This window comes from Mycobacterium uberis (assembly GCF_003408705.1).
GTDB classification, from domain to species: Bacteria; Actinomycetota; Actinomycetes; order Mycobacteriales; family Mycobacteriaceae; genus Mycobacterium; species Mycobacterium uberis.
Window position 1 is genome coordinate 1 of the sequence record NZ_QAYL01000004.1, and the last position, 24,857, is coordinate 24,857.

Annotated in this window: 18 protein-coding genes and 6 pseudogenes; 10 read left to right on the forward strand and 14 right to left on the reverse strand. The window is 55.9% G+C overall.

The features are described 5' to 3' along the window. Window positions 1-242 precede the first annotated feature (242 nt). The 4 genes from MUBE_RS03880 to MUBE_RS17065 form a co-directional block, all read right to left on the reverse strand. Entirely contained in the window at window positions 243-701 is a 459-nt protein-coding gene (locus tag MUBE_RS03880) for an SRPBCC family protein (protein ID WP_116539584.1), read from the reverse strand. A gap of 225 nt (window positions 702-926) precedes the next feature. Next, window positions 927-1,607, reverse strand: coding sequence for a CoA transferase (locus MUBE_RS03885; RefSeq protein WP_116539564.1), 681 nt, complete (start codon window positions 1,605-1,607; stop codon window positions 927-929). A gap of 94 nt (window positions 1,608-1,701) precedes the next feature. After that, complete coding sequence (locus MUBE_RS18845) at window positions 1,702-1,836, reverse strand: hypothetical protein (protein WP_279386661.1); 135 nt, start codon at window positions 1,834-1,836, stop codon at window positions 1,702-1,704. Between the two features lie 74 nt (window positions 1,837-1,910). Beyond that, window positions 1,911-2,075 carry a hypothetical protein gene (locus MUBE_RS17065; protein ID WP_243632810.1) on the reverse strand — a complete coding sequence of 55 codons (165 nt, stop codon included), beginning with the start codon at window positions 2,073-2,075 and terminating at the stop codon, window positions 1,911-1,913. Between the two features lie 336 nt (window positions 2,076-2,411). Here MUBE_RS17065 and MUBE_RS03895 point away from each other — a divergent pair, with 336 nt between their 5' ends. Then, window positions 2,412-4,133 carry an alpha-keto acid decarboxylase family protein gene (locus tag MUBE_RS03895; protein WP_116539585.1) on the forward strand — a complete coding sequence of 574 codons (1,722 nt, stop codon included), beginning with the start codon at window positions 2,412-2,414 and terminating at the stop codon, window positions 4,131-4,133. A 453-nt stretch (window positions 4,134-4,586) separates the two neighbouring features. Here MUBE_RS03895 and MUBE_RS19860 read toward each other — a convergent pair. Both MUBE_RS19860 and MUBE_RS03915 read right to left on the reverse strand, forming a co-directional pair. Continuing rightward, window positions 4,587-5,826: pseudogene (locus MUBE_RS19860) on the reverse strand (AMP-binding protein). 59 nt (window positions 5,827-5,885) lie between these two features. Continuing rightward, window positions 5,886-7,031: pseudogene (locus tag MUBE_RS03915) on the reverse strand (amidohydrolase family protein); the annotation flags it as partial. A gap of 214 nt (window positions 7,032-7,245) precedes the next feature. On the opposite strand from MUBE_RS03915, the pseudogene MUBE_RS03920 reads away from it, so the two are divergent. After that, window positions 7,246-7,923, forward strand: a pseudogene (locus MUBE_RS03920) (enoyl-CoA hydratase/isomerase family protein). Between the two features lie 255 nt (window positions 7,924-8,178). Here the strand turns inward: MUBE_RS03920 and MUBE_RS17075 are convergent. Further along, a pseudogene (locus MUBE_RS17075) lies at window positions 8,179-8,838 on the reverse strand (TetR/AcrR family transcriptional regulator). Between the two features lie 904 nt (window positions 8,839-9,742). After that, the gene (locus MUBE_RS15070; RefSeq protein ID WP_133297044.1) at window positions 9,743-9,931 is read right to left on the reverse strand and encodes a hypothetical protein; all 189 of its coding nucleotides are present in this window, start codon (window positions 9,929-9,931) and stop codon (window positions 9,743-9,745) included. 900 nt (window positions 9,932-10,831) lie between these two features. On the opposite strand from MUBE_RS15070, the gene MUBE_RS18850 reads away from it, so the two are divergent. Then, entirely contained in the window at window positions 10,832-10,954 is a 123-nt protein-coding gene (locus MUBE_RS18850; protein WP_279386662.1) for a hypothetical protein, read from the forward strand. Window positions 10,955-12,198: 1,244 nt separating this feature from the next. Here MUBE_RS18850 and MUBE_RS19865 read toward each other — a convergent pair. Together MUBE_RS19865 and MUBE_RS17080 are read right to left on the reverse strand one after the other, a co-directional pair. Beyond that, a pseudogene (locus MUBE_RS19865) lies at window positions 12,199-13,267 on the reverse strand (AlkA N-terminal domain-containing protein); the annotation flags it as partial. Between the two features lie 291 nt (window positions 13,268-13,558). Further along, window positions 13,559-13,756, reverse strand: coding sequence for a hypothetical protein (locus tag MUBE_RS17080; protein ID WP_243632811.1), 198 nt, complete (start codon window positions 13,754-13,756; stop codon window positions 13,559-13,561). Here MUBE_RS17080 and MUBE_RS17085 point away from each other — a divergent pair. The 3 genes from MUBE_RS17085 to MUBE_RS17095 all read left to right on the forward strand — a co-directional run bounded on the left by MUBE_RS17085 (window position 13,746) and on the right by MUBE_RS17095 (window position 14,523). Next, window positions 13,746-14,015, forward strand: a complete 270-nt coding sequence (locus tag MUBE_RS17085) for an FAD-dependent oxidoreductase (RefSeq protein ID WP_243632812.1) — start codon at window positions 13,746-13,748, stop codon at window positions 14,013-14,015. The genes MUBE_RS17080 and MUBE_RS17085 overlap by 11 nt on opposite strands. Before the next feature lie 118 nt (window positions 14,016-14,133). Next, window positions 14,134-14,292, forward strand: a complete 159-nt coding sequence (locus MUBE_RS17090) for a hypothetical protein (protein WP_243632813.1) — start codon at window positions 14,134-14,136, stop codon at window positions 14,290-14,292. A 33-nt stretch (window positions 14,293-14,325) separates the two neighbouring features. Then, a complete protein-coding gene (locus MUBE_RS17095; protein WP_243632814.1) occupies window positions 14,326-14,523 on the forward strand; it encodes a hypothetical protein in 198 nt (65 codons plus the stop codon). 438 nt (window positions 14,524-14,961) lie between these two features. Here MUBE_RS17095 and MUBE_RS03945 read toward each other — a convergent pair. Next, a pseudogene (locus MUBE_RS03945) lies at window positions 14,962-16,575 on the reverse strand (adenylate/guanylate cyclase domain-containing protein). 56 nt (window positions 16,576-16,631) lie between these two features. Here MUBE_RS03945 and nucS point away from each other — a divergent pair. Then, window positions 16,632-17,303 (forward strand): endonuclease NucS, encoded by a 672-nt coding sequence (gene nucS, locus MUBE_RS03950; protein ID WP_116539568.1) that lies wholly within the window; start codon window positions 16,632-16,634, stop codon window positions 17,301-17,303. 23 nt (window positions 17,304-17,326) lie between these two features. After that, entirely contained in the window at window positions 17,327-17,623 is a 297-nt protein-coding gene (locus MUBE_RS03955; protein WP_116539569.1) for a hypothetical protein, read from the forward strand. Window positions 17,624-17,634: 11 nt separating this feature from the next. Here the strand turns inward: MUBE_RS03955 and mce are convergent, their stop codons facing one another. Next, window positions 17,635-18,099 (reverse strand): methylmalonyl-CoA epimerase, encoded by a 465-nt coding sequence (gene mce / locus MUBE_RS03960; protein WP_116539570.1) that lies wholly within the window; start codon window positions 18,097-18,099, stop codon window positions 17,635-17,637. A 94-nt stretch (window positions 18,100-18,193) separates the two neighbouring features. Between mce and MUBE_RS03965 the strand changes: the two genes are divergently transcribed. Together MUBE_RS03965 and MUBE_RS03970 are read left to right on the forward strand one after the other, a co-directional pair. Continuing rightward, entirely contained in the window at window positions 18,194-19,375 is a 1,182-nt protein-coding gene (locus MUBE_RS03965) for an acetyl-CoA C-acetyltransferase (RefSeq protein WP_116539587.1), read from the forward strand. Between the two features lie 144 nt (window positions 19,376-19,519). Further along, window positions 19,520-20,458: a tetratricopeptide repeat protein gene (locus MUBE_RS03970; protein WP_165849687.1), complete on the forward strand. Its 939-nt coding sequence runs from the start codon at window positions 19,520-19,522 to the stop codon at window positions 20,456-20,458. An 8-nt stretch (window positions 20,459-20,466) separates the two neighbouring features. Here MUBE_RS03970 and glgB read toward each other — a convergent pair whose 3' ends face one another. Together glgB and MUBE_RS03980 are read right to left on the reverse strand one after the other, a co-directional pair. Next, window positions 20,467-22,662, reverse strand: coding sequence for a 1,4-alpha-glucan branching protein GlgB (glgB, locus tag MUBE_RS03975; protein ID WP_116539572.1), 2,196 nt, complete (start codon window positions 22,660-22,662; stop codon window positions 20,467-20,469). Window positions 22,663-22,685: 23 nt separating this feature from the next. Next, window positions 22,686-24,773 (reverse strand): alpha-1,4-glucan--maltose-1-phosphate maltosyltransferase, encoded by a 2,088-nt coding sequence (locus MUBE_RS03980; protein ID WP_207801647.1) that lies wholly within the window; start codon window positions 24,771-24,773, stop codon window positions 22,686-22,688. Between the last annotated feature and the right edge of the window lie 84 nt (window positions 24,774-24,857).

Genomic DNA, 24,857 nt, shown 5'->3' on the forward strand with positions numbered 1-24,857 from the left:
CAACTCACACAACCCATCGACCCACACCACAACCCACACCACCACACCCCACATAAAACAAAACCACACAACACCAGACCAGGGTGGGCAGAAGCCCTGGCAGAGAGGCATCAAGGATGCTTTTTCGCATTGTTTGTACAGCCATAGGTACAAAGCTAGCAATCCGATTTCGCTGAGCCGACAAAGCCGGGAAAATCAGCGACGGTGCGTCCCTTCAGCGATCGGTTTTCGCGGCAAAAAATTCAGCCATCGTGTTCCTGGACCGGCCGATTTCCTAACACCCACTTGCGCAGCCCTTCCGTCGCGGCATCCAACACAATCTTGGTCGCACGTTTAACAACGAAACCTGGAATTAGCCCCGACGGCTCGACGGTGATATCGAAACGCACCCGCGTCTGATCGACACCCTCAGGTTTGACGCTGTACTCGACATGCTGTCCATGCTGCTGGAACGTCTCTTTAGCGTCCCATACCACCCAGTCAGGACCCCAGTGATATTCCAGGATCTCAGTATCGACTAAACCAAGAACTTTGACGATGGTCTTCACATAGCGGGGCTGACCATCCGGGTAGCAGTCAAGGATTTCAACCCATCTGTGGACCGGAGACCACACCGACAAGACGCTAACATCGCTAAGCGCCTCCATGACCAGATCTGGCGGCGCATCGATCACAAATTCCCGAGATGCTTGTACAGCCACTACTTCTAAGCTAGCAATGCGGTCCCCGTCCGTGTGCGGCGAATGAGCAACGACTTTGTTACCACCTGATTCCAGCAATCAATGTGGTTGCCGCAGACGGGGGACTGACCGGGCCAACAGGTGTTCGAGAAAACCACAGAGCCGGCACAGCCTAGTCAACATTGTAACAGGTGATTATCGTAGACCAGCCTCTCAGGGGGTCGTTGTTTGCTGCCTTACTCCACGTCAACACCGGGGTGACGAATACATCGATGCCGGCAAAAAACCTGTGTTAACTGTTCTTGGGTCTGACTGGCGAACCGCTGCGCGAAGATCGCGCGCATCTAGAGGATACAAAGCGATATCAAGCTGGCTCGACACCTCCTTGGCCAACAGACCAAGCCCGGTCAACAACGCGGCGAAAAACTGCGGATTGATGGCGCCGACAGACATATGTTTGCCATCGGCGGTCTCATAACAACGACAAAAAATACCACCATCGATCAGGAACAACTCGCGTTCGTCGCGCAGCGCACCGGTCGACTTCATGGTCCACATCATCTGGGCAAGCACACTGATCCCGTCTACCATCGCGGCGTCGACAATCTTCCCCTTGCCAGAACGTTCCCGTTCATACAGCGCGAACACTATGCCCAGCAGCATCAGCATCGAGCCGTGGCCAAAATCGGCGACCAGGTTCAGCGGTGGCCTCGACGACTGGTCGCGGTAGCCCAGCTCTAAAAGTGCACCGGTCTGCGATAGGCTAGTTAATAGTTGATAGCGTGACCCGCCATCGAGGCCAGCTACCCGTCCTGTCCCTAACCGGTAATACGTGCAAAGAGCAGTCAGCGGTTGATCGCTGCGCAGTCCCTGGGGCCGATACCAAATCGCTCGCAGGTACCGGGCCGGAAACAGCTCCAACAACACATCGGCTTTGGCCGCGAGCCCCCAATAGCGCCCCCGACTACGTCTTTAGGTCCAAGTCTACGATCCGCTTTCCGCAATACAGCAGATCGCGGTCCTAGGACGGCATCGTCACGCCCACCTGATGGCGACTCGCTTCGCCCGGCTTCACCGCGCTTATGATCGCCACACCGCCAGGACAGCGTACTCGCATCACGTCAACGCCGAGTTCGACCAAACACCACCCCCGCATAAGGTTCCGGTCCGATGCCACCAAGTTAGATGACCTTGACCCGGCCAGAGAACCCCAAAGGTAAGGTAATTATGTTACCTTACCTTCACCTGCAGCACTCGCTTACGCAGCTCCTCGACCGCTGTCTCAATCGACCCGCTGACCAAGCGTTTGAGTACGACGTGGGACAACGGTACCATCGGCTCGGTGCTGAATTTCAAACTTGACGACAGTGCTATCACCTTTGGAGATCGAACCATACTTCCCATACTGCGAGCGTTCTGCTAAGGATCTGTCCAGTGCACCATGTTGCCGCTCCAGAGGTAGATGTCACCATCTGTTCGTCGGTCATACACACGACCTTGATGTTCATTTTCGCTTTGCTGGGCCGCCCGTTTCAAGCACCTCAGCGCTCTGATGCGCAGCTAACCGCCTGGGCATCGCTTCGATATTGGCGGTAACGTCGAGAACCTCCTCAAGGCTGGCTTCGACGATAATCTTACGGGATTCATTGGCTACTATAGCCTAATGCGATAGCACGATAGAAAACCGGTGCCCGGTCGATAGTGGTTTCCGCCCAGCGTACCGTCGTCTTCGTGACCGCCTCCAAGAGTGAAGCCACGACCGATGCCGTCTATACAGTCAGTGACTACCTGCTTGACCGCCTCGCCGAGCTTGGCGTGACCGATATCTTCGGCGTCCCCGGTGACTACAACCTGGAATTTCTCGACCATATCGTCGCCCATCCAACGATTAGCTGGGTGGGCAGCGCCAACGAACTGAACGCCGGCTACGCCGCCGACGGGTATGGACGCTTGCGCGGAATATCCGCTCTAGTAACGACATTCGGAGTTGGTGAACTCTCGGCCGCTAACGCGATCGCGGGAAGCTATGCCGAGCATGTACCTGTCGTACACATTGTCGGCGGCCCTTCCAAAGACGCGCAAGGCACCCGCCAAGCACTACACCACTCGCTCGGCGATGGGGACTTCGAGCACTTCTTCCGGATCAGCAGCGAAATCACCTGCGCGCAAGCCAATCTCATACCAGCGACAGCGTACAGAGAGATTGACCGGGTGCTCAGTGAGGTGCGTGAGCACAAACGGCCCGGATACATATTGTTGTCCACCGACGTGGCCCGCTTCCCCGCCGAACCACCCGGTGCCCTATTGCCGCACTATATCGGAGGCACCAGTCCGCGAGCGTTGTCACTATTCATCGACGCCGCCACCAAACTCATTTCCGATCACCAGATAACGGTACTCGCGGATGTGCTGGTCCATCGGTTGCAAGTGATCAAAGAGCTCGAGACGTTGCTGGCGGCCGATGTGGTACCACACGCCACATTGATGTGGGGAAAAAGTCTACTCGACGAAAGCTCGCCTAACTTTCTCGGGATCTATGCCGGGGCGGCCAGCACCGAAACGGTCCGTGCAGGGATTGAGCAGGCACCTGTGCTGGTTACCGCCGGGATGGTGTTTACCGACATAGTCAGTGGTTTCTTCAGCCAACGGATCGACCCAGTCCGGACCATCGACGTGGGACAGTACCAGAGCAGTGTGGCCGGTGAGGTGTTCGCGCCGCTGGAAATGGGTACAGCACTCAAGGCATTAGCGTCAATCTTGGTGCACCGCGGCATCAACTCACCGCCAGTGAACTTACCACCTGGCAACCCACCTGCGGACCCACCATCACCCGATCAACCGCTGACCCAACAGATCCTATGGGACAGGCTCTGTGTAGAGTTCACACCGGGAAACGTGGTACTAGCCGATCAGGGAACCGCATTTTACGGCATAGCGGACCATCGGTTGCCGCGAGGAGTTACGTTCATCGGTCAACCTCTCTGGGGCTCAATTGGTTACACGCTACCCGCGGCGCTCGGCGCGGGATTGGCGTATCGCGACCGCAGGACAGTATTGCTGATTGGCGACGGCGCTGCGCAACTGACGGTCCAGGAACTCGGTGTCTTCTTTCGCGAGAGATTGGCACCGGTCATCGTAGTAATCAACAACGACGGCTACACAATCGAACGAGCGATCCACGGAGAGACAGCCCCCTACAACGACATTGTGCGCTGGTGTTGGACCGACATCCCGAGCGCACTGGGGGTGACCAATCACTCGGCCTTCCGGACAGAGACCTATGGCGAGCTCAATGAAGCATTCACCGTCGCCGCCGCACGTAAGGATCAGATGGTTCTCATCGAAGTCGTAGTGCCAAGGCTTGATCTTCCTGACCTGCTGATTGCATTAACCCAGTCAGCACGGGACAACAGCCAGATACTTCGGCTGTCTAGCCCAAGAAGGGGCCACTGAAACAGGCTCAGTTATATCGGTAGGCAAGCATCGCGTGATGCGTTCACTTTGCCGTCCCAATGCGCATCACGTCGAACAACCGGTCGACGAACAGTAAAGGGTAGGGTCATACTCCCACTTTGGATAACCATTAGACCACAGCGTCGGGATGATCAATCCTATACCATGCCTCATAATTTAATCAGGAAGCTCCTACACGCTCAAGCTTTAATGATAATCGTCAAAAGATTGAAAAAGCAATATATTTCGGATATCAGCTGCGTTTAATCTGTCTATCGCACAACAAACCTCCGCGGTTAGGGTTGGCACGTCGTGGACAGCTGCGATCACAGCCACCACTACCCCGGGTGCGGTGGGAGCTAATCCAGAGATCGGAGTCACTGCGACAAATCTGTCGATGATATCGCCGGTAGTCACCAAAGCCAGTCTTTCATCAATTTTTCCGGCAGCATTTCACAGTAGCTCGTCGAGAAATGTTATAAATTCTGATACTTTACATGCTGCCATACACTCTCGGCACCATGCAATCAAGTCAGCTTCGGACAACGAGGTCTTCGGCACCACAAACACTCTACCTACCTGGCCTAAGTCGTTCGTCGGGAATTCCGATGATCGCGGTCTTCACGACCGCTAGGTGGATCGAGTAGGACACCCTCGATCTCCGCCGAGTACGCGTTGAAGTCGCCTACGATGAAAATGTCCTTTTTGCGGCCGTTAATCCTCAGCCGTCCCGCCGCATCCAGGCTACTCAGATCGCCAGTGTGCAAACAACCCTCGACATCAATCGCCTTCGCGGTGTCATGTAGAGTTATCACAATACCCCTGTATGACACAGTATTCTTGGATCAAGAACTATCCGTCATCGGCAATGCGCTGCGCATTCCACTGGGTAAGTTGCACAGGTATGTTGGCCGAGCCCGCCCACTATCGACAGCAGTGGCGGCAGGTCATGGTTCCCCTAGGTCAGTAACAGCGAACGGTACAGCGTCGACGCCCTGGTCAGCATATTAGTCTATTTACACTTAAATCAGCTCCAGCACACTATTGATCTCGAAGACGGCAACCAGGACGACGGTGAATCCTCGGATCATCGAAACGATACAGCCCGTTTTGTAACCGAAGGTGTGGAAAAACAGGTTTACGATCAGATAGCGGTCACCTTCACGTAGGTCAGCGAGATAACACCAATCAGCTTAGAACCGCAGGTTCTTCAGGTGATTTATCATCACCCTTTTGGGCCGTCCAGTGATGACCGAGGTGTAGATGACATCCGCGATGTCGATGCCGCTGGTCCGCCGCTCGAATTACGAATCACTGGCCAAAAAGTCCGACTTGAGATAGATGGCGGCTACATCGGCAGAATCAGAGAAACCCTTTCCCAAGAAGCATTTTTCAACCAACATACTTTTCGCTATACTGCGAAATATAATGCCGGTAGCGTAGGCGGCCTTGAGCCTGGTATTGAACGGAACCAGCACCACGTCAGCGGTCAGCAAAACGAATGCTGCGACGATCCATGCGCCGGAATTTGATTCCCAGATGGCGACCTGATCGCCTTTGCCAGTACCATATAACGCGAAACATCCAGCAGTACAATGAATCCGGCCTATAATCCGAACGAGTATCGGGAACATGAAGCTGTCGACGACGGCTCTTAGCCGTAACCGAAGCGATCCGTCGCACTCAACACCATCGCAGAGATAGTCGTCCAACTTTGCGGACCCGGCTAATCGCTGCGGGCCACGAGAGTAATACCGACATAAGACGAGCGAGACTGCCGCCCACGACCTGTGCTTGACCATTTACGCTCAAATACTGCAACGTATCCGTATACTACAGGAGCTATACGAGCCCCTGCGAGTGCAGAAAGTCCGAGCCATAGAGGAACCTGTTCACCCCAATGAGGCCAACCAAGTCGCTGGCGCTATCTTCATATAATAAACTGCTGTGGATATGGTTCTTGCTCTTTTCGACCTAGTCACCGCCAGGAAAACTGTCCAACGTTTTCTTGTAAACACCGGTCAGCTAATCCAGCAACGGGAATAACCACTTCGATCCGGACTCGATGACCGCGACCTTCAGTCGTGGGAAGCAATACAAAGCGCCGTGAATCATCCAGGATACCACAGCATCCTGGACCGACCGTCACTTGTTGAGCATGGCCAATACATTCGTTTGGAATGGGAGTATATCCTTGTCGCCACCGTCCCATTCGGCGGTGTATTGAGCGTAGCCACTGTTCGACGAATGCATCGCCATCAGTACGTTATGGTCGACACATCGCTGCCAGAATGAGTCGAACTCCGGTACCGCGAACGAGCGTGGACCGCTGTAACCGGAAACGGAGACCGGCCGCACCAGAATCGTCCGCGCGCCACGTCACACCCACCCAGTCCAGCTCCTCGATCGCATTCTCGACGATCGGCAAGCTGACCACTAGGACGATGAAAATAGGATCATGGTAGCTGACACCCCACACCTGATCGAGCCACTGGTGTAGCGCATGCACCATCAACGCTGGGTCGTCACACATTCGCTTCTCAACCAGACTGGCCAGCGTCGGTAATATCACTGAACGGTCGACACCTAGCCTATTCATCAGCTCCAGTCAGAGGCCGGGCTCGCTAAAGGCCGGGATCGAGTGTCTCGGCTCACCAAATATTTGCCGGCGACTCTTGATTTCCGGATTGCCATTTTGAATTACTCCTCCCATCGTTCCAGAACGGGCGACCATCTCAAACGTGGAATTTAGAATAAAATCACTGATGTGACCGCAAACTGCAATACTCGTTCGGCTATTAACCTGGAGACATACTGGATCGCTTCGCTATAGCGCTTCAGCAGCTACTTGGTGAGCGAACCTTGCGTCTCGTAGCGAGTTTCGTGTCGGCGTCTCACAGTGAATACATCGAGTCAGCTACTGACATAATATACTCTATTTCTATGTATGAGAATCGTGATTTTCGTACATAGCACACTTCAACACCTGACCACACGAGCTATCACGCATGGATTCGGAGCGGCACAAGCAGGAACACAGAAATTCTTAGGCAATGTTATTCTCTTTTCACGAAAATGCGAATATAGCAAGAGCCGCACATAGTGTACTTATATTTTTGATCACGGACTTGCGGTACTCACCATCGACCGTCCCCACGTACGCAATGCCATTTCGCTGGGGACGATATATGTAGCACGACACCGTGCAAGGCGCCCAAGTCGTGATCATCAAGGATGCCGGCGATCGGGCATTTATTTTGGGCTGTAACCTCAAAGAACTCGGCACGATCCGAACCTAAGCAGGTGCCGCAGCGATGGCCTGTCAGATGCGGACGATCTGTGATCAACTGGCGGGGGCACTCGACCCGATGATCGCCGTGCTCAACGGTCACGCGCCCGGTGAAAGCGTCGGAGGTCGCTGTGACCTCCAAGGACATTGAGATTGGCTTCAATCAAGTGGCGTGCGAAGATCACACCAGTCTGGAGAGGAACGGAGCGGTTGACAGCATTGGTCGGCAAGAGCCGGACGCTGCTGCTGGCGGGCACTGGCACTGTTGTCCTCGACGCGACGGACACCGAAGGCATTGGACTCGCCGACCAGGTGTTCCCGCAACGGTCCTTCGAGCAGACCTGGCTCGAAATCGCCACAGCGTTCGCGAGTCAGGCAAATCGCGATATCAAACGCGTCATCAGAAGAACATCCACCGAAGAAGCGGTTGCGCGGTTCGCGCGATTGAGGGTCGACGATCAGCACTGGCTCACCACCGATCGCGTGCTAAACCAGCAGTAGCGCCAGTAACCAAACAAGCGGAGAGCCGACATGACGACCACCAAAAATAGCACGACCGTTACTGTGGCAAGAGCAACTACAGCAACGCTTTTCGCGGTGCTGCCGGTGCTGTTCCTAAGCTCTGGTACGTCACGCGTCGACGACCCGATGATGCATCACGTTACATACACCATCACCGCGTCTAAAACGATCTAGACCGACATCCACTTACCTGGATCAAGATCCGCCGATCTTCTCTGACTACAGCCACAATCCCTACCAGTTTGTCCCACACATAAACTTTGACACCGTCCAGGACAGTCCGTGAGTGTACGAACTCAATTTGGCAAACCCCAACGAGTGAGTAATAGTTTCAGTCAGCAATGACCCGGTCCAGGCTTGCAACATATCCGGAACAGGCTGCGGCTCGCCTTCTAGGCCGCATAGATAATTTTAAACCAGCTCAAAGGTTTCGGCGTGACCAATAGACATCCCAACCACCTGCTCGAGCATCAGTAACCGCGGCAAGCTGGCCATAAACACCGTTCATACCACCAGTGGTATGTCACAAGTACCCACTCCATAGCGCTGCCGTGCAGTCGTCACTGCATGGCACTGTTCATCGCGGAAACATGCAACTTAGTAGGCTGTTTCAGCCCGTATTTCCTTGCGACGATTCGCCGAGGTCATGAATTCCATCAAAATCCGAGTGCATGCGATATTGGTGCCAAACCTCCACAATGTCAACAACAGCCAAGGCGATTGCAGCGCTTTGACTTAACATCTGAAGACTTTCTTCGGCGCAACAGCGGAAGACCTCCAGGAACAGCTCCTTCCACGGTGCGGAAGTAATAATGCACGAGCTGAGATTTCAGCCCCGCCCTGTTCACGAGGCATCGCGACGTAACCCTCTTCAAGCATCAATTGCTTGGCCATATCGAGCAGTAAGCCGCGATTCTTAGCGTCGATGCCATGCCCTCACTCCATGCTGTTGACATCTGCTCAAAGGTTTATTGGCCTGTCAAGTCGACCACGCTGGTGGTAACCACGTCACGTTACAGCTTAGGTTGTCTACCTTTACCACATACATTATCGGCCATGCTGAACTAATGTTCAGCACTTTATAGATTTCGAACACGCGCGACGGAGAGCTCTCATCATCTACGCACCTGTCGGACAACATCAGTTTCTAGAAGAACGCACAACATGAACAACTACGAATCGATCAACTTCTTCAACGATCCGTCTTTCGTTCCGGGCCAGCACACCTAACTTGAACCGGCTGCGCAGCAAAAGCTACGTCATACAGCTACTGCACTACACGGTTTTTGCCGCCACCGGATAGGATAAAGCCGCCACCATCTATAAAAACACCGATACTCTACTCGAACTGCGCCGCGCTCGGTAGGCCCTTGCCGCCGTTGCTACTTCAGCCTGATGGAAACGACATCAACGCCCAGACCAACCAGAATCACCACAAATTCCCAATGTACGAACAGATGGTCACTATGGAACCTGTAGATCACAGCCGCGTGCAATCGCTGCTCAGCCAACTGCTGACACCGAGCAGGATCAAGCAGAATGAGTAGTTAGTATGACATCTTGTTGATCGTCAGCTTGACGAATTCTCAACTACCGGCGAATGTGCGTTCATCAACGAATACGTCTAGCCCTTCAACACTTTGATGATCCCCGACCTGCTCGGCGTCCCAGAAGACGACCGCAAGGAGTTCTGCGTTGTTTTGGATGCCGAACGCCTAGGCTCACAGGGGAGGAACGCTGGACCACGAATCGATTGGGGTCAACCCGTTAGAGTGGCGCGACAAACGCACTACTGTTCCTACATCGAGGACCAGCGGCGTAAAAAACCATGCAACGGCGTGCTGGCTGCCCTGGCGACCACCAGGTATCCGGATGGATCGACGTTCAGGGTTATCGACATAGTCCGTTCGGCCACCTTCTCCTGTTCCCGGCCGGCCAGGAAAAATACCGCCAGACTGCTCTCGGTTGCCTTACAGGTCCTCAGCAACCGAGCCCGATATCCAGCTACAGGCTACATCAGAACCCCACCGTAATTCCGCTATTCATCGAATGAGTCGCTTCGCATGAAAAGCCCTGTCAAAACCAATTCCTGGCTAGCCCGCAATGTAATCTCGATTATAGTCTAGCCATGCAAAGCATAAGCATATCCGCTCTGAAAGCACAGCGGGGACTAGCCGTTAACATGCGGAGGTCCACGCACGGATTCGGTTTACTCATTAACCCGTTGTATTGCTGCCTGGATGATGAAGATCGCTAGCTGGCACTGGGTGTTCCAGGTGGCCATGCCGCTCACAACGCCGGTTATTACTGTCACCCTCGAGAATGCCAAAGCGTGATAGCTGCGGGAAAGTTATGAGTGGCTTGGGACGGCACCGCCGTTAAATACATGTCTTTAGACTGCAGCACCTTTCACTGAACTGAACTTCCCGGAGGACCCGGAGCTCCCTGGTAACGGGCATCATCCTACCGATACTGTCCAACCTGTGGATGCAACGCTTGTTTTCCGGCGGGTCTTTCGCCCAAAGTGCTGTAAGTTTAATCTACACTACCATTATTGACATCTGCCGAATCGTTGTTATTCATCAATGTCCTGAGCTACTCGCCGGACAATGCCAGCTGGGTCATCGTGATAATGACCGCCAGCTGTATCGTCGTCCAACCGTCGACCAAACGAGAGGCCGACACAGTCGGTCCCCGCTCCCATGACAGTTACCCTTGCGATGCAAGCCGCGGCCCTGGCTAGGATCAGACTTGTCTTCAACTCGGAAACGACGCTGGCAAAATACTAATTCCGTTTACTATCATGGATATTGGTGTAGGAATCATACTTTCATCATGCAATATTTTGGCCATGTCGGCCGTGGGTACCGAACCGAGGCTCATCCAAATGATCTTCAACATCCCTGTTGCACTCGGCGTGGCACTTGCGAAGCCGGTAATCGGCGCCCTCACGGCATCGAAGATCGCCGCTGGTTTCGATCAACCGGAACTGCGGCAGGTGAGTGTATAACACGTCGGTTCGGGATCAGTCTAGGACGGTCATCTCTTGCAGGACAACAACATCCTGGTAACATAACCCAACGACACCGTCGCGGCTATCCAACGGGACGAGGTGAGTGCTTCATCAGCGGCAATCACGAACTCGATGTTGGTGCTTGGTGGCCGTCGCGCTAGTGGGCACGCTCTTCGCCTGGGCGTGGACACACTCTTCGAACCACAAGTCCACGGATTTCCTTGCCAGAAACTAAGGCTCTAAACACGAACCTCTTTGTTCTGTAAATCCACTGACATCATTGAGCGATGGTGGATGATGTCCCAGACAAACTACAGATGGTGGCCGGTTCCATCGACGACCCCGGCGCAGTCGAACTACTGGCCTTTGCAATCGGCGACGGTCATGAGCGACTTCATTAGGCGATCGAGCTATACCACAGTGACAAAACCACTATGGGTCTTCTCCTCGCAATCGCCGGGCAACATCCGTGCTGTTCTTGGTTTCGCGTTGACCGATGCCGAGGTGATCGTGTTTTATATTGCTACGATGCCCCTGGTCCGATATCGGCCAAGCTAGTTCTTTCTGGGCTCGGCACCTATCTGCCTATTGTTGGTTTGTTCGGGAGTTGGGGTGTTAGGTGATTGGTGTGGCGACTGGGGTGATGGGGTCGTGTTGTTGAGCGAAGACGGGGTCCAGTAGGCAGATGGTGCGGGTTCTTACGCCATGTGGACCTATTTACTGGGGAGTTGTGTGGCTGATCTTATGTCGTTTCCTGCTGCTGTCTATACGATCGTGCGTAGGTTGGAGTTGGGGGACGATTACCGGCGCGACTATTGATGGCGATGTCATGGTGTTGTTTTGTGGCCTTCTCGATGGTGGCCAGCGTTGTTGTCTGGGTTGTGGTGGTGAGGAGAGGGGATTTACCGCGATAGCGTTGTGCGTAAGGTGACTGATGTGCCCGTTGTCGGGTATCCGTTGCGGGTGTGGGTATCTCGCGGTACTGCTGCCTAGTTAGTGACTGTGATCGGGAAGTGTTTATCCACAACATCTCCTGGCTCGTCGGATCGGGCTGGTTAACTACGCTGTGGTGTGTGCGCTGCATTTTGCGGCCACTCATGATCAACCGCACCCCCAACAGGCCCACCAAAGCTATCAACGGCTTCCTAGGAGCCCTATGTCGAAACGTCCTCGAATTCCCCAACCTCGCCTACTACTGAATCCTATCCCTACCACACTGCGGCAACCTCACCCAACAAATCGACGCTTGGCAAAGTCAGCAATTGGCTGCGTGCACTTTCCCAATCGCAGCCGACGTCCAAGAAACAGTTCTGTCGTCGATACCGGTAGGAGACCAATGCGCTCAGCGTCCTTTGTCGGGCTTTGGGGGCCGCCAGATGGATCGGATCGACGTCAACGAGCTACTCAAACCGACGGGAAGGTGTCGGCCAATGCACGGTCGACATCGTGGACCAGCCGCCCGTAGGCAGTGACCAGCCGGCCCAGGTGGATTCTCAAGCGCTGTTAAACTAGTATCACTGTTAAACTAGTATCATATGGGTGGTGAGTTCGTTCTCGTTAGCGTGGAATATTTTGTCCGGGAGATTGTTGCACCACCGGGGCCAGCTTGGGGTCACGACTCAACTTATTGACCACCTTTACGGGATTGGCATCGGGGTCCAGTAGCTGTCAACAGCGTGTGATCGTGGTCGTCAGGTCGCCCAAGTCGTCGAGCACCAGTTGGCAGCACACGTGATCGGCGGCCGGTGTCAGGGTGACCACGGCGCTATTGGTAGGGAAGCCGCAGGCTGCGTCCGTACACGCCGGCCCGGACCTCCTCGCATCCGGGCACGGTGCCAATGGCGAGATGACCGAAAACACCCTGGTAGGCAAAATGGTGTGCGGACTGGGAGTCACAGTGACATGGTGCCCGGTGAAGTAGCTGCAGATTTCAAACCTCTGGACCGGACCGCTACGCGCTGGCGCAGCATCGTCGGAGTGCTCTTGAACATTAGGCACGCGGTGTCGTTGAACTGGTCAGATACTAGAAAACCCGGCAGCGAATGCGACATCACCAAAGGGCAGGACCGTGGTTTCGATCAGCAGCCAGGCTGGCTTGGGGTGTGTTGCGTACGAGCCAGTGTGAGCGGCCAAGACACTAATGTCCTTGCGGTCCACTATACTGTCCGTGATGAGCCGCATTGACGCTACCACGTCACCATGCACGTTCCAGTCCAGGGAACCCCGGGAAGTGTCGGGACGGCAGCGCTTGCACGCGCGAAAGCCCGCTTGTTGGACGGCTCTATAGCAGCGTTCGAAATCTTTATGCACGCCTTTAACATTTACACTTAGCCGCCAACAAAACTAGCGAGAGAACAACATCATAGTGAGCTCATGCGACGGCCTCGGTTTGGCCGGGCGGATAATAGTTTGGGCACGTTTCACGTTGTCTCCGTCGCGTCACGTGGTACCGCGATTCGGGTAATTGACAATGTGAGACATGATATAATCGTAGAAGCCCAATGTTGGCGCGTGAAATCTCGCGCCAGATGTTTCTGCTGGTTGCCGCTGAAAAAGGTTAGCCTCCAGCATAGTTTTTGGATCGAGCAATGTTGGTTCAGGCTAGACTCTCGCCGCTCCGAACAGCTTCGGTTTGGGGTGTTCTTCCTGCTGTTCTAGGTGGGAAAGTGTTGCGATTCGGAGACGATACCAACTCGCAACGGCTAAAAAGGTTTCCAACACTAAATACAACGGCTCGACGCCGGCAGTAATCGTTGCCCTGACATCGATGGCGGACGTGTAAAAGACGATGGCGTTCACCGTTGCTCATCAACTCGAGATCGCTGCGCGCAGTGGTGGGCACTCTTATGTGGGCGCGTCTACGGTGACCGACACCATGGTGCTTGATTTGCCTCAGCTGCTAGGAGGAATCAATTGCGACGTCACCACCGGGACAGGTCACGGTGACACTGGCTACCGGTTTGTATGCAATGCGCTAGGTTATGGCCGGCTCCGGTCGGGACATCTAACTGACACCTGCCCGTCGGTCAGTTCAACAGGGAATGTCCCAGGTGGCTAGGTGGGTGCCGATTTCCGATATGCTGCTTTGCTCTGTGATCGTGATCAATTGATGTCGGCATTGGTGGTGCTGCCTCAGTGGCTAGCTAGTCATCGGGTTTGCCACCAACCATCCCGACTTGTTCTGGGCGTGGGTGTTGCGCTGCGGTGGTGGCGGCAATGCCGGGGTGACAACCTCGCTGACCTTTGCCGCGTTCCCCGCCAAGGACCTAGACGTGGTAAACCTTAATTTCGGTCCGCAGGAGCTCGCCCAGGTTTTGCTCGGTTGGCAGAACTGATTACGTATCGTCGACCAAAGTTGCTGGGTACTGGTGGACGCCACCGTCGACCTGCTGGGTACGCATTGTCGTATCCTCATGACCTACCCGGTCCGGTCGGGCAACAACGTGGCGGGCGCTATCATTTCAGCTGTTGGGGTGCAACCGAAAGGGGCGGAGAATCACACCTTCAATTATTTGGAGCCGGTGAAGTATCTGGCTGTTGGCAACCTCAATCCGTCGTCGCTGTGATTACTATGAATTCGTTTTATGCCTTTTCCTCCGTCAACACGGCTGCCACCCCAGGGGTTGCCTCGGCTGTCGACGCTTTTTCGCGCGGCGTAGTCTGTGCGTTAGCGGTCCTGCATGCCTTCGATGGCGCGCTCGCCGATATGGCTTCTAGGAGGCTACTTTTTTGTGGTGTCGGTCGCCTGAGCTGATCCAGTAGTATGTGGAAACTTTTAGTGACTCAGCGGAAGTGACTACCTGGATCAATACGACACACCAAGCAATGCAATCGTATTTGGTAGACAGCCATGCTAACTATATCGAAGCAAACCAGCTGGCGTCGCGGTCCTTTGACACGAATTTCTTCCAAATGAGCGCGGTGTGGCAGAAGTTATGACCCCGGCTGAGTCATGTGCTTCGAACTGAATTTATAGTCGTCGAATGTCATCCAGGCTTGGCAGCTTACACGCACCACGCCAGTTGGGTGGGATGCTTGTGCCCGCAAAGCGCGCATGATTTCACCTAAAAACAAACGAGTGCAATCGTTTTCGCTTACGTCTTGCAGTGTTGTTGTCGTCGCTAACACCCGTCCTGGGTATGACTTGGCTAGTTCACACAGTTGGGTTGTCTCGTTGGCCGGCTTGCCGATCACGATGTACTCGAACTGTTTTTTGGTGGCTACATTGCCGACCACGACCTGGCTCATCACCACATCGGTGCTGGCTTGGCACTCGGGCGTTTCGGTGGTCAGGCGGTCGGCGATGGCGCAAGCGGTGGCCAGCGTTTCGTCCTCGGGATGGTCAAGGTGATTTGGGACCCTAAGGTTTGCCAGCGATGTGTCACCATCGAATTTGTTGACCAGTCCATGGTGTCCGGTCCACTTCTTCGATGCCGATCGCGAAAAACTAGTTGAGGAAAGGCAACCACATTGACCGCAGGCCGGTTGTTCACTAACTGGGTGGAGCCGACGATATCGAGGAATACGATAGCGACATGGCGTTCTTCCCCGCCCAGCTTCGGTCGCTCGCGTTCCGCGGCGGCGGTGACTTTTCGCCCCATGTGTCTGCCAAAAGATCGCGTACGAGTTCACGCTCCCGCAGTCCATCGACCATCGAATTGAACCTGACCTGTAGCTCACCGAGTTCTATACCGTCGAACACCACCAAGTTGTCCTGCAAATCGCCCTGCTCGACGCGCTTGAATGTGGTACGCACAATTCTGTGCCGGGGTCGCGGTCAGTCAGGCCGTGATCCACATCAGCAGGAAGCGGAAGATCAATGTTGCTGTTAATACGATCAGCACGCTCGTTACGAACTGGATCCGGGTTCGATTACGCAGCAACATTTCGAAAATCGCTAGCAGGCCGACGCTGATGATGGGCACGCCCAAGTCGAGCAGCCACATCATTAATATAGTTCGGCCTACGATGCCTGGTGCGAACCGCCGCGGAGGCGATCTGGCTTCAAGTGCCTAGAGAGGCCATTGGGCGCAACGTGAACTTGATGAGTAGGTAGTTTCCGGTGCTGACCAACGCGCCGCAGAAGCTCATTGCGAACAAGAAGCGCGGGATGAACCTAGTGTTTGCCAGGTGATAGTTAGAGTCGTCAACAGCGCCGTGCCGACTTCCCACAGGATGAGGTCGACGATAGCGACTCACCAGGGCAGCCAGAATGTGTTGCGTGTGTCGTTGCAGCTGGGTTTGCGTTTTTCGATTGCCTAATGCAGGGCCAGTAAGGTCCGTCGGTTAACAATATAGGCGCCGAAAGCCAAGGCGACCACGAAGTAGGCGGGTCTGACCACGAACTTGACCCACGCCAGCGCGTTCGCGAACACACTGTTAGCTGGGATGGCAAGTGTGACCAAGAGCATGGCGACGCCGATCCCGATCAGGTGCACGGTCCCCACCAGGACGGTCAAGATGGTCTGGATGCGCATCCGCCGACGTTGCTGGCTTTCCAACACCTGGCTAAGCAGCCAGGAGTCATACGCGGGAATTTTCTCCAACCAGCCGCTTTGACGAGTCAACGTCTCAGACACCCGGCCCAACCGGTGCGCCATGCTTTTCGTGGGGTCCAGGTGGTCGACATGGCGGTGACAGCCTAATTTGTCGGCCACGCCCTAAAGTGAATCGGATGCGTCTAGTGGTTGCCCAGTGTACTGTCGACTACCTTGGCCGTCTTAGCGCTCACCTGCCGTCCGCGCGCAGGTTGTTGCTGTTTAAGGCTGATGGGTCGGTGAGTGTACACGCCGACGACCGCGCCTACAAGCCGTTGAACTGGATGAGTCCGCCGTGCTGGTTGACCGAAGATGCTGCTGGTGCCTCGCCGATTTGGGTGGTCGAGAACAAGGCCGGCGAACAGCTGCGCATTACCGTTGAGAAGATCGAGCATGACTCTTGTCACGATCTGGGTGTGGACCCCGGGCTAGTCAAAGATGGCGTTGAGGCCCACTTACAGGCGTTGCTCGCTGAGCATATTGGGTTGCTGGGCAAAGGATACATGCTGGTCCGCCGTGAGTACATGACCGCGATCGGGCCCGTCGATCTGCTCTGCCGTGATGAACGGGGTGGCTCAGTCGCGGTGGAAATCAAACGGCGTGGTGAGATCGAAGGTGTCGAGCAGCTCACCCGCTATCTCGAGTTACTCAATCGGGACAGTGTTCTTGCGCCGGTGAAGGGGGTGTTCGCCGCTCAACAGATCAAGCCGCAGGCGCGCACTCTTGCCATTGACCGCGGTATTCGCTGCTTAACATTGGATTACGACAAGATGCGGGATATGGAGAGCGATGAGTACCGGCTGTTCTAAAGTCTCCCGATTAGACTGACGCTATGACTCAGCACCGCACATCGCCACGTAGGCAACGCCCGCTATCGTTATCCTGGGTTCTGCGCCGGGTGGAAGTGGGATCCGACGGCCGTGAGTATGAAGTGCGCCCGATTGCTGCAGTTCGCGCCGTCAAGATTTATCGCTGCCCTGGATGTGATCACGAAATCCGTTCTGGCACTATGCATGTGGTGGTATGGCCTGCTGACTCGCCGCAAGCGGGAGCCGAAGATCGGCGACATTGGCACACCCTGTGCTGGGCTCATCGTGCTACCCGCGGTCCGACCAGAAAATGGTCTTGAGTCTCTCCGCGTCAGGAAGCTGGCTCGACCAACTCGATCAGGACGCCGCCAGCATCTTTCGGGTGGATGAAGTTGATTCGCGCGTTCGACGTTCCCCGTCTAGGTGTGTCGTACATTAGTCGAACTCCTTGGGAGCGGAGTTGGTTGGCAAGGTTGTCGAGATCGCTGACCCGACAAGCCAATTGCTGAATGCCCGGTCCGCGTTTATTCAAGAACTTCGCGATCGGCGACGATTCGTCGGTCGGGGCCATCAATTGAATCTGTGCTGTGTCGATCGGGGCGCCGCATGCCGACAGCATGGCCTCACGGATGCCCTGGTCGTCGTTGACTTCCTCGTGGACGAGGGTCATACCCAGGTGGTCCTGATACCAGGCGATGGCCGCATCTAGGTCGGCAACCGCGATGCCGACGTGATGGATCGCTGTTACCAGAGGGGTGGTCAATGGCTTAGGGATGTCGACTTGATCGGTTGTCACCGCACAACGGTAGCCTTAAGGAAAGGATTGCGCTTCTCCGGCAGGTTGAATCGGCCTGTAGATGAGGACCCGAGAGCAGGCCCAGGAGGTAGTCTTGACGACATCGGTGATTGTTGCTGGGGCACGGACACCCATCGGCAAGTTGATGGGGTCATTGAAGGATTTTTCGGCTAGCGATCTGGGCGCGATCGCTATTGCCGCCGCGTTGCAGAAGGCTTACGTGGCGCCGTTGGCGGTGCAGTACGTGATCATGGGCCAGGTGTTAACCGCGGGAGCCGGTCAGATGCCGGCGCGACAGGCGGCAGTAGCGGCCGGCATCGGTTGGGATGTTCCGGCGCTGACGATCAACAAGATGTGCCTGTCCGGTCTTGACGCCATCGCGCTCGCTGACCAGCTCATTCGCGCTGGAGAATTCGATGTGGTGGTGGCCGGTGGCCAAGAGTCCATGACGAAGGCCCCGCATTTGTTGCTAGACAGCCGATCGGGCTACAAATATGGCGACGTTACGATTTTGGACCACATGGCTTACGACGGCCTGCACGATGTGTTCACCGATCAACCGATGGGCGCGCTCACCGAGCAGCGCAACGATATCGACAAATTCACGCGCCAAGAACAGGATGAGTTTGCTGCCCGGTCACACCAAAAGGCGGCCGCGGCATGGAAGAGCGGCGTCTTCACCGACGAAGTAGTGCCAGTGAATATTCCGCAGCGAAAAGGTGATCCGTTGCAGTTCACCAAGGATGAGGGGATCCGCGCCAACACAACGGCTGAGTCGTTAGCCGGTCTGAAACCGGCGTTTCGTCACGACGGTACCATTACCCCAGGCTCTGCGTCGCAGATCTCCGATGGTGCAGCCGCCGTTGTGGTGATGAATAAGGAAAAGGCGCAGCAGCTGGGGCTGACGTGGCTGGTCGAGGTCGGTGCCCACGGTATTGTGGCCGGCCCAAATTCCACACTGCAGTCCCAGCCGGCTAACGCAATCAAGAAGGCAGTAGGTCGCGAAGGGATCACCACCGACCAGCTCGACGTCGTAGAGATCAACGAGGCGTTTGCGGTGGTAGGGTTGGCCTCGATGCGTGAACTTGGCATCACTCCCGAGCTAGTCAACGTCAACGGTGGCGCGATCGCTGTTGGGCACCCTCTCGGGATGTCGGGGGCCAGAATCACGTTGCATGTCGCGCTGGAGTTGGCACGTCGCGGTTCGGGCTACGGCGTTGCGGCTCTATGTGGCGCTGGTGGCCAGGGTGACGCGCTGATTCTGCGGGCTGGTTAGTCGTCGTGCCCGGTGCGCTATGATTTTTGGCACAGTGATGGTTAGGGGTATCGAAACCCGGTTTTCGAGCCGGTTTTGCGAATACGTAAACGTGGACGCTACCGGGTGGATCGGTGCCCGATACGACGTGAGAGACTTGATAACGTGACGCGTCCGCGATCCCCTATCGTGCCTGCTATGGCCGGTGCGGTTGACCTTTCCGGTCTGAAGCAGCGAGCTCAGCAGAAAGCTTCAGCAACTGCCTCCGCCAGCAGAGCAACATCAGCAGCGCGCGGCACGGATGGTCCCGAAAACACCTCGGTCACTGAGATCACAGAGGTCAACTTCGAAGATGAGGTGCTGGTCCGATCGAACGAAGTGCCGGTTGTGGTGCTGGTGTGGTCACCGCGCAGTGATGCATGCGTAAAGCTGTTCGAGACACTGTCCGGCTTGGCGGCCGCTGACGGTGCCTGGTCGTTGGCGACGGTCAACGTCGACGAGGCGCCCCAGGTGGCGCAGATCTTTGGTGTTGATGCGGTTCCGACCGTGGTCGCGCTGGCTGCCGGGCAGCCGCTATCTAGCTTTCAGGGCGTACAGCCCGCCGATCAGCTGCGACGTTGGATAAACTCGCTGCTTTCGGTGACAGCCAGCAAGCTGAGGCGGTCACCAGCTGGTTCCGAAGACTCGGCGGAAATAGATCCCGCCGTTGCCCAGGCTCGTCAGCAACTGGAGGCCGGCGACTTCGTCGCTGCGAAGCGGTCATATCAAGCGATAGTAGATGCCAATCCGGCCAGCGTCGAAGCTAAGGCCGCGATCCGGCAGATCGATTTCCTGACGCGTGCAACCGCGCAACGCTCCGACGCGGTCGCTGTCGCCGATGCCGCGCCGGGTGACATTGCGGCGGCGTTCGCGGCCGCCGATGTGCAAATTCTCAACCGAGATATGACAGCAGCGTTCGATCGTCTGATTGCGTTGTTGCGCAGTACATCTGGAGACGAGCGAAGTTCGATACGTACTAGGCTGATTGAGCTGTTCGAGCTCTTCGATCCTGCTGATCCCGACGTCATCGCTAGTAGGCGCAATCTTGCTAACGCACTGTACTGAGTTTTGCGTTATTGTGGTTCTAACCACAATGCTGATATCGGCGGCAGCACCAGAGTCGCCGAGGCAGGGAAGCCGTGCCACGGGTCGTCGTTAGCGTTCACGCCGCCGAGGTTGCCGATTCCGGAGCCATTGTAGGCGGTAGCATCAGTGTTCAATATCTCGCGCCAGCGTCCGGCCAACGGCAGGCCGAGCCTGTAGTTATTGTGTTCTGAGCCAGCGAAATTGAACACACAGGCAAGGACCGAGCCGTCGTGGGCATAGCGGAGGAAACCCAGTACGTTGTTAGCAGAATCGTTGGTGTCGATCCAGGAATAGCCCTCGGAAGTGGTGTCTTGACTCCACAGCGCCGGGTGTTTGCGGTAGAGGACGTTGAGGTCACGCACGAGTCGTAGAATCCCGTTGGAGAAACCGTTTTCGTCAAGTTGGAACCAATCTAGGCCGCGCTGCTCTGACCATTCAGCGCGCTGGCCGAATTCCTGACCCATGAACAACAGTTGTTTGCCCGGGTGCGCCCACTGGTAGGCGAGCAGGCTGCGTAGTCCGGAGGCTTTGGCGTGGTTATTGCCCGGCATCCGTCCCCACAGCGTACCCTTGCCGTGCACCACCTCGTCGTGGCTGAGCGGCAACACGTAGTTCTCACTGAATGCGTACAGCATGGAGAACGTAATTTGGTTGTGGTGGTAACTGCGGTGCACTGGATCACGGCTGATGTAGTCGAGTGTGTCGTGCATCCATCCCATGTCCCACTTCATCGAGAACCCCAGTCCGCCAATGTTGGTCGGTCGTGTCACGCCGGGCCACGACGTTGACTCCTCGGCGATGGTGACGATGCCTGGCGCGGCCTTGTGTGCTGTGGCGTTCATCTCCTGCAGAAATTGCACTGCTTCTAAGTTCTCCCGCCCACCATATATATTCGGAGTCCAGCCTCCCTCGGGACGTGAGTAATCTAGGTATAACATCGACGCTACTGCGTCCACCCGGAATCCGTCGACATGGAACTCTTCGAGCCAGTACAACGCATTGGCCACTAAAAAGTTCCGGACTTCCGGACGTCCGAAATCGAATACGTAAGTGCCCCAGTCTAATTGTTCACCGCGCATAGGATCGGAATGCTCGTAGAGGGGTGTCCCATCAAATCGCCCCAGCGCCCATGCGTCCTTTGGAAAGTGTGCCGGTACCCAATCCACGATGACACCGATGTCGGCTTGGTGCAACGCGTCGACCAACGCTCGGAAGTCGTCGGGAGTGCCAAATCGTGACGACGGCGCGTAGTAGGACGTGACCTGGTATCCCCACGATCCAGCGAACGGATGCTCCGCAACAGGAAGCATCTCAATGTGGGTAAATTGATTTTTTGCAACGTAATCCGTCAATTCATAGGACATTTGACGATAACTGAGTCCGGGACGCCAGGAGCCGAGATGGACCTCGTAGATGCTCATAGGCTCAAACACTGGGTTGCGCTGCGCACGCTGTGCCATCCACTTGTCGTCGCTCCAAGTGTAGTTACTCGATGTGACCCGCGATGCTGTCTGCGGTGCCACCTCGGTACCGAAGGCGAGCGGGTCGGCCCGATCGGTGATCACACCGTCGGCGCCGTGCACCCGGAATTTGTACAGGCCATCGACAGGGAAGTCGGGCCAGAACAATTCCCATACACCGGAGGAGCCCAGTACTCGCATGGGCGCGTCATTGCTACTCCAGCCGTTGAACTCGCCGATCAAACTGACGCCTTCGGCGTTAGGTGCCCATACGGCGAACGATACCCCGTCCACCACGCCGTCAGCTGTGGTGAACGAGCGTCGTTGAGCACCAAGGACTTTCCATATCCGCTCATGTCGGCCCTCGGCGAATAGATGAAGGTCGACTTCGCCCAGGGTGGGTAGAAAATGGTAGGCGTCAGCGACGATTACTGGGTCGCAGTAGCCATAGTTCACCTGCAGTCGGTAGTCGATGAGGTCGACGAACGGTATCGCCACAGCGAATAAGCCAGATTCGAGGTGCTGCAGTGGGAACCGGTCATCACCCACCACCGCGACAATATCAACCGCGTGCGGTCGAAACACTCGGATAACAGTGTGATCGGCATATTCGTGAGCGCCTAGGATGCTATGCGGATTGTGGTGTGCGCCGGCCAGTAAGCGTGTCATGTCGGCTGGCTCGGGCTTCAGGTAGCTCTCGGTGAGTCGGTCGGTTCGGCTCATACGTTCTTTCCCTCCGTTTCCTTTCACCTCCTGCGTAGCAGCGCGATTCCTGATTCGTATGGTAGAAGTGGCATGTTGATGATGTGAGCGACTTCCTGTTTCGGATCGATGCGGATGTAATTCGCTTGCCCCCATTGGTATTGCTGGCCAGTTATCTCATCGCGCACCCAAAACCTTTCGTAGGTATCCATACCCAATGCGGGCATGTCTAACCACAGTGTCGCTTCTTCAGGGCCAAATGCGTTAAGTGTCACCACTACCAGTACACAGTCTCCGGTGGCCGGATCGAACTTGCTATATGCTAGTAAGGCCTCATTGTCCACATGGTGGAAATGAATGGTGCGTAACTGCTGTAGTGCGGGATGTAGCCGTCGAATTTCGTTGATCTGCTTAATGAATGGTTCTAATGATTTGCCTTCGGCGAGTGCGCCAGCATAGTCGCGCGGACGCAATTCATATTTTTCCGAATCCAGATATTCTTCGCTGCCCTCCCGTACCGGACGATGCTCGAACAGCTCATAACCAGAGTACACTCCCCAAGTCGGACTCATAGTTGCCGCCAGCACAGCGCGGATCGCGAACATGCCCGGGCCATCATGTTGGAGTACCGCGTGCAGGATGTCAGGGGTGTTGACGAACAGGTTCGGCCGGTGGTAGTCGGCGAGTTTGGCTATTTCGTTACCGAATTCGATGAGCTCCCACTTAGCTGTACGCCAGGTGAAATGGGTATAGGATTGCGTGAAGCCGATCTTGGCCAACCCGTACTGGCGTGCCGGCGGCGTAAAGGCTTCGGATAAGAAGAGTACGTCGGGGTTGGTAGTCTTGATCTGACCGATCAGCCAGGACCAGAAGTTGGGTGGCTTGGTGTGTGGATTGTCAACTCGAAAGAACCTGACGCCGTGGTCGATCCAGTGTCGCGCTACGCGCAGCACTTCGTCGTAGAGGCCAGCAGGATCGTTGTCGAAATTCAAGGGATAGATGTCCTGGTATTTCTTCGGAGGATTTTCCGCGTAAGCGATTGTACCGTCAGGTAATTCGGTGAACCAATGTCGATGTTCTCTGGCCCATGGATGATCCGGAGCACATTGCAGCGCCAGGTCCAGAGCCACCTCCATGCCCAGGTTACGTGCCGCGGCGACGAAGTCGTCAAAGTCATCGATAGTGCCCAGGCTTGGATGAACCGCATCGTGGCCGCCCTCGTCACTACCGATCGCCCATGGAGATCCGATATCTGTCGGTGTGGCGGTAGGGGAGTTGTTGCGTCCTTTGCGATGTATCTTGCCGATCGGATGGATCGGTGGCAGGTACACCACATCGAATCCCATGTTGGCGATACGCGGAAGTGCTGCGGCTGCGGTGGCGAAGGTGCCGTGCACCGGGTTTCCGTCGATGTCCCAGCCGCCGGTCGAGCGTGGAAACATTTCGTACCAGGAGCCGAAGCGGGCCAACGGCCGATCCACCCATACTTCGAACTGTTCGCCGTGTGTAACCAGTTCCCGTAGCGGGTAGTTTGTCAAAAGTTCATCGATTTCGGGTGCCAGTGCCAGCGCGGTGCGAGTCACTGGATTTCCGGGGGTCCGTAACGTTGCCGCGGCCGTCAGCAGCGGACTGCGCAGCGCGCGCGGCACACCGGTTGCGGCACGTTCGAACAGCGCGGCTCCGATCAAAAGATCGTTGGACAATTCCGTCTCACCCTGACCAGCGTCCAACTTGGCAATCAACCTATGTCGCCAAGTGTGCATTGGGTCGGCCCAGCCGTCGACTCGGAAAGTCCACAATCCGACGCGATCGGGGGTGAACTGACCGTGAAAAACATAGGGTTCTTGACCCATTGTCATGTGAATCAGTAGCGGTTCTACTCGTTGGGTCTGTGCGGGTGTGGTTGTCGGGCTTGCTTCGGGGGACTGGGCCGCTTTGATCCGGCGGGTTTCTGTCGTGAGCGGATAGCGCAGCCCGAGATAGCGGACGACTAGGGTGGCTGCGACGGCTTCGTGGCCTTCTCGCCATACCGTGGCGCTGACCGGGACTATCTCGCTGACTACGGCTTTGGCGGGATAAACGCCGCAGGAGACGACCGGTGCGACATTATCGATCTCGACCCGACCGGGCACCATCACTCCTTCTACTCCGTGGCTGACCCGCACGAGGGCGACCCCATGTACTCTGCCGGAGAATGCCCCACTAGCCATCGGATA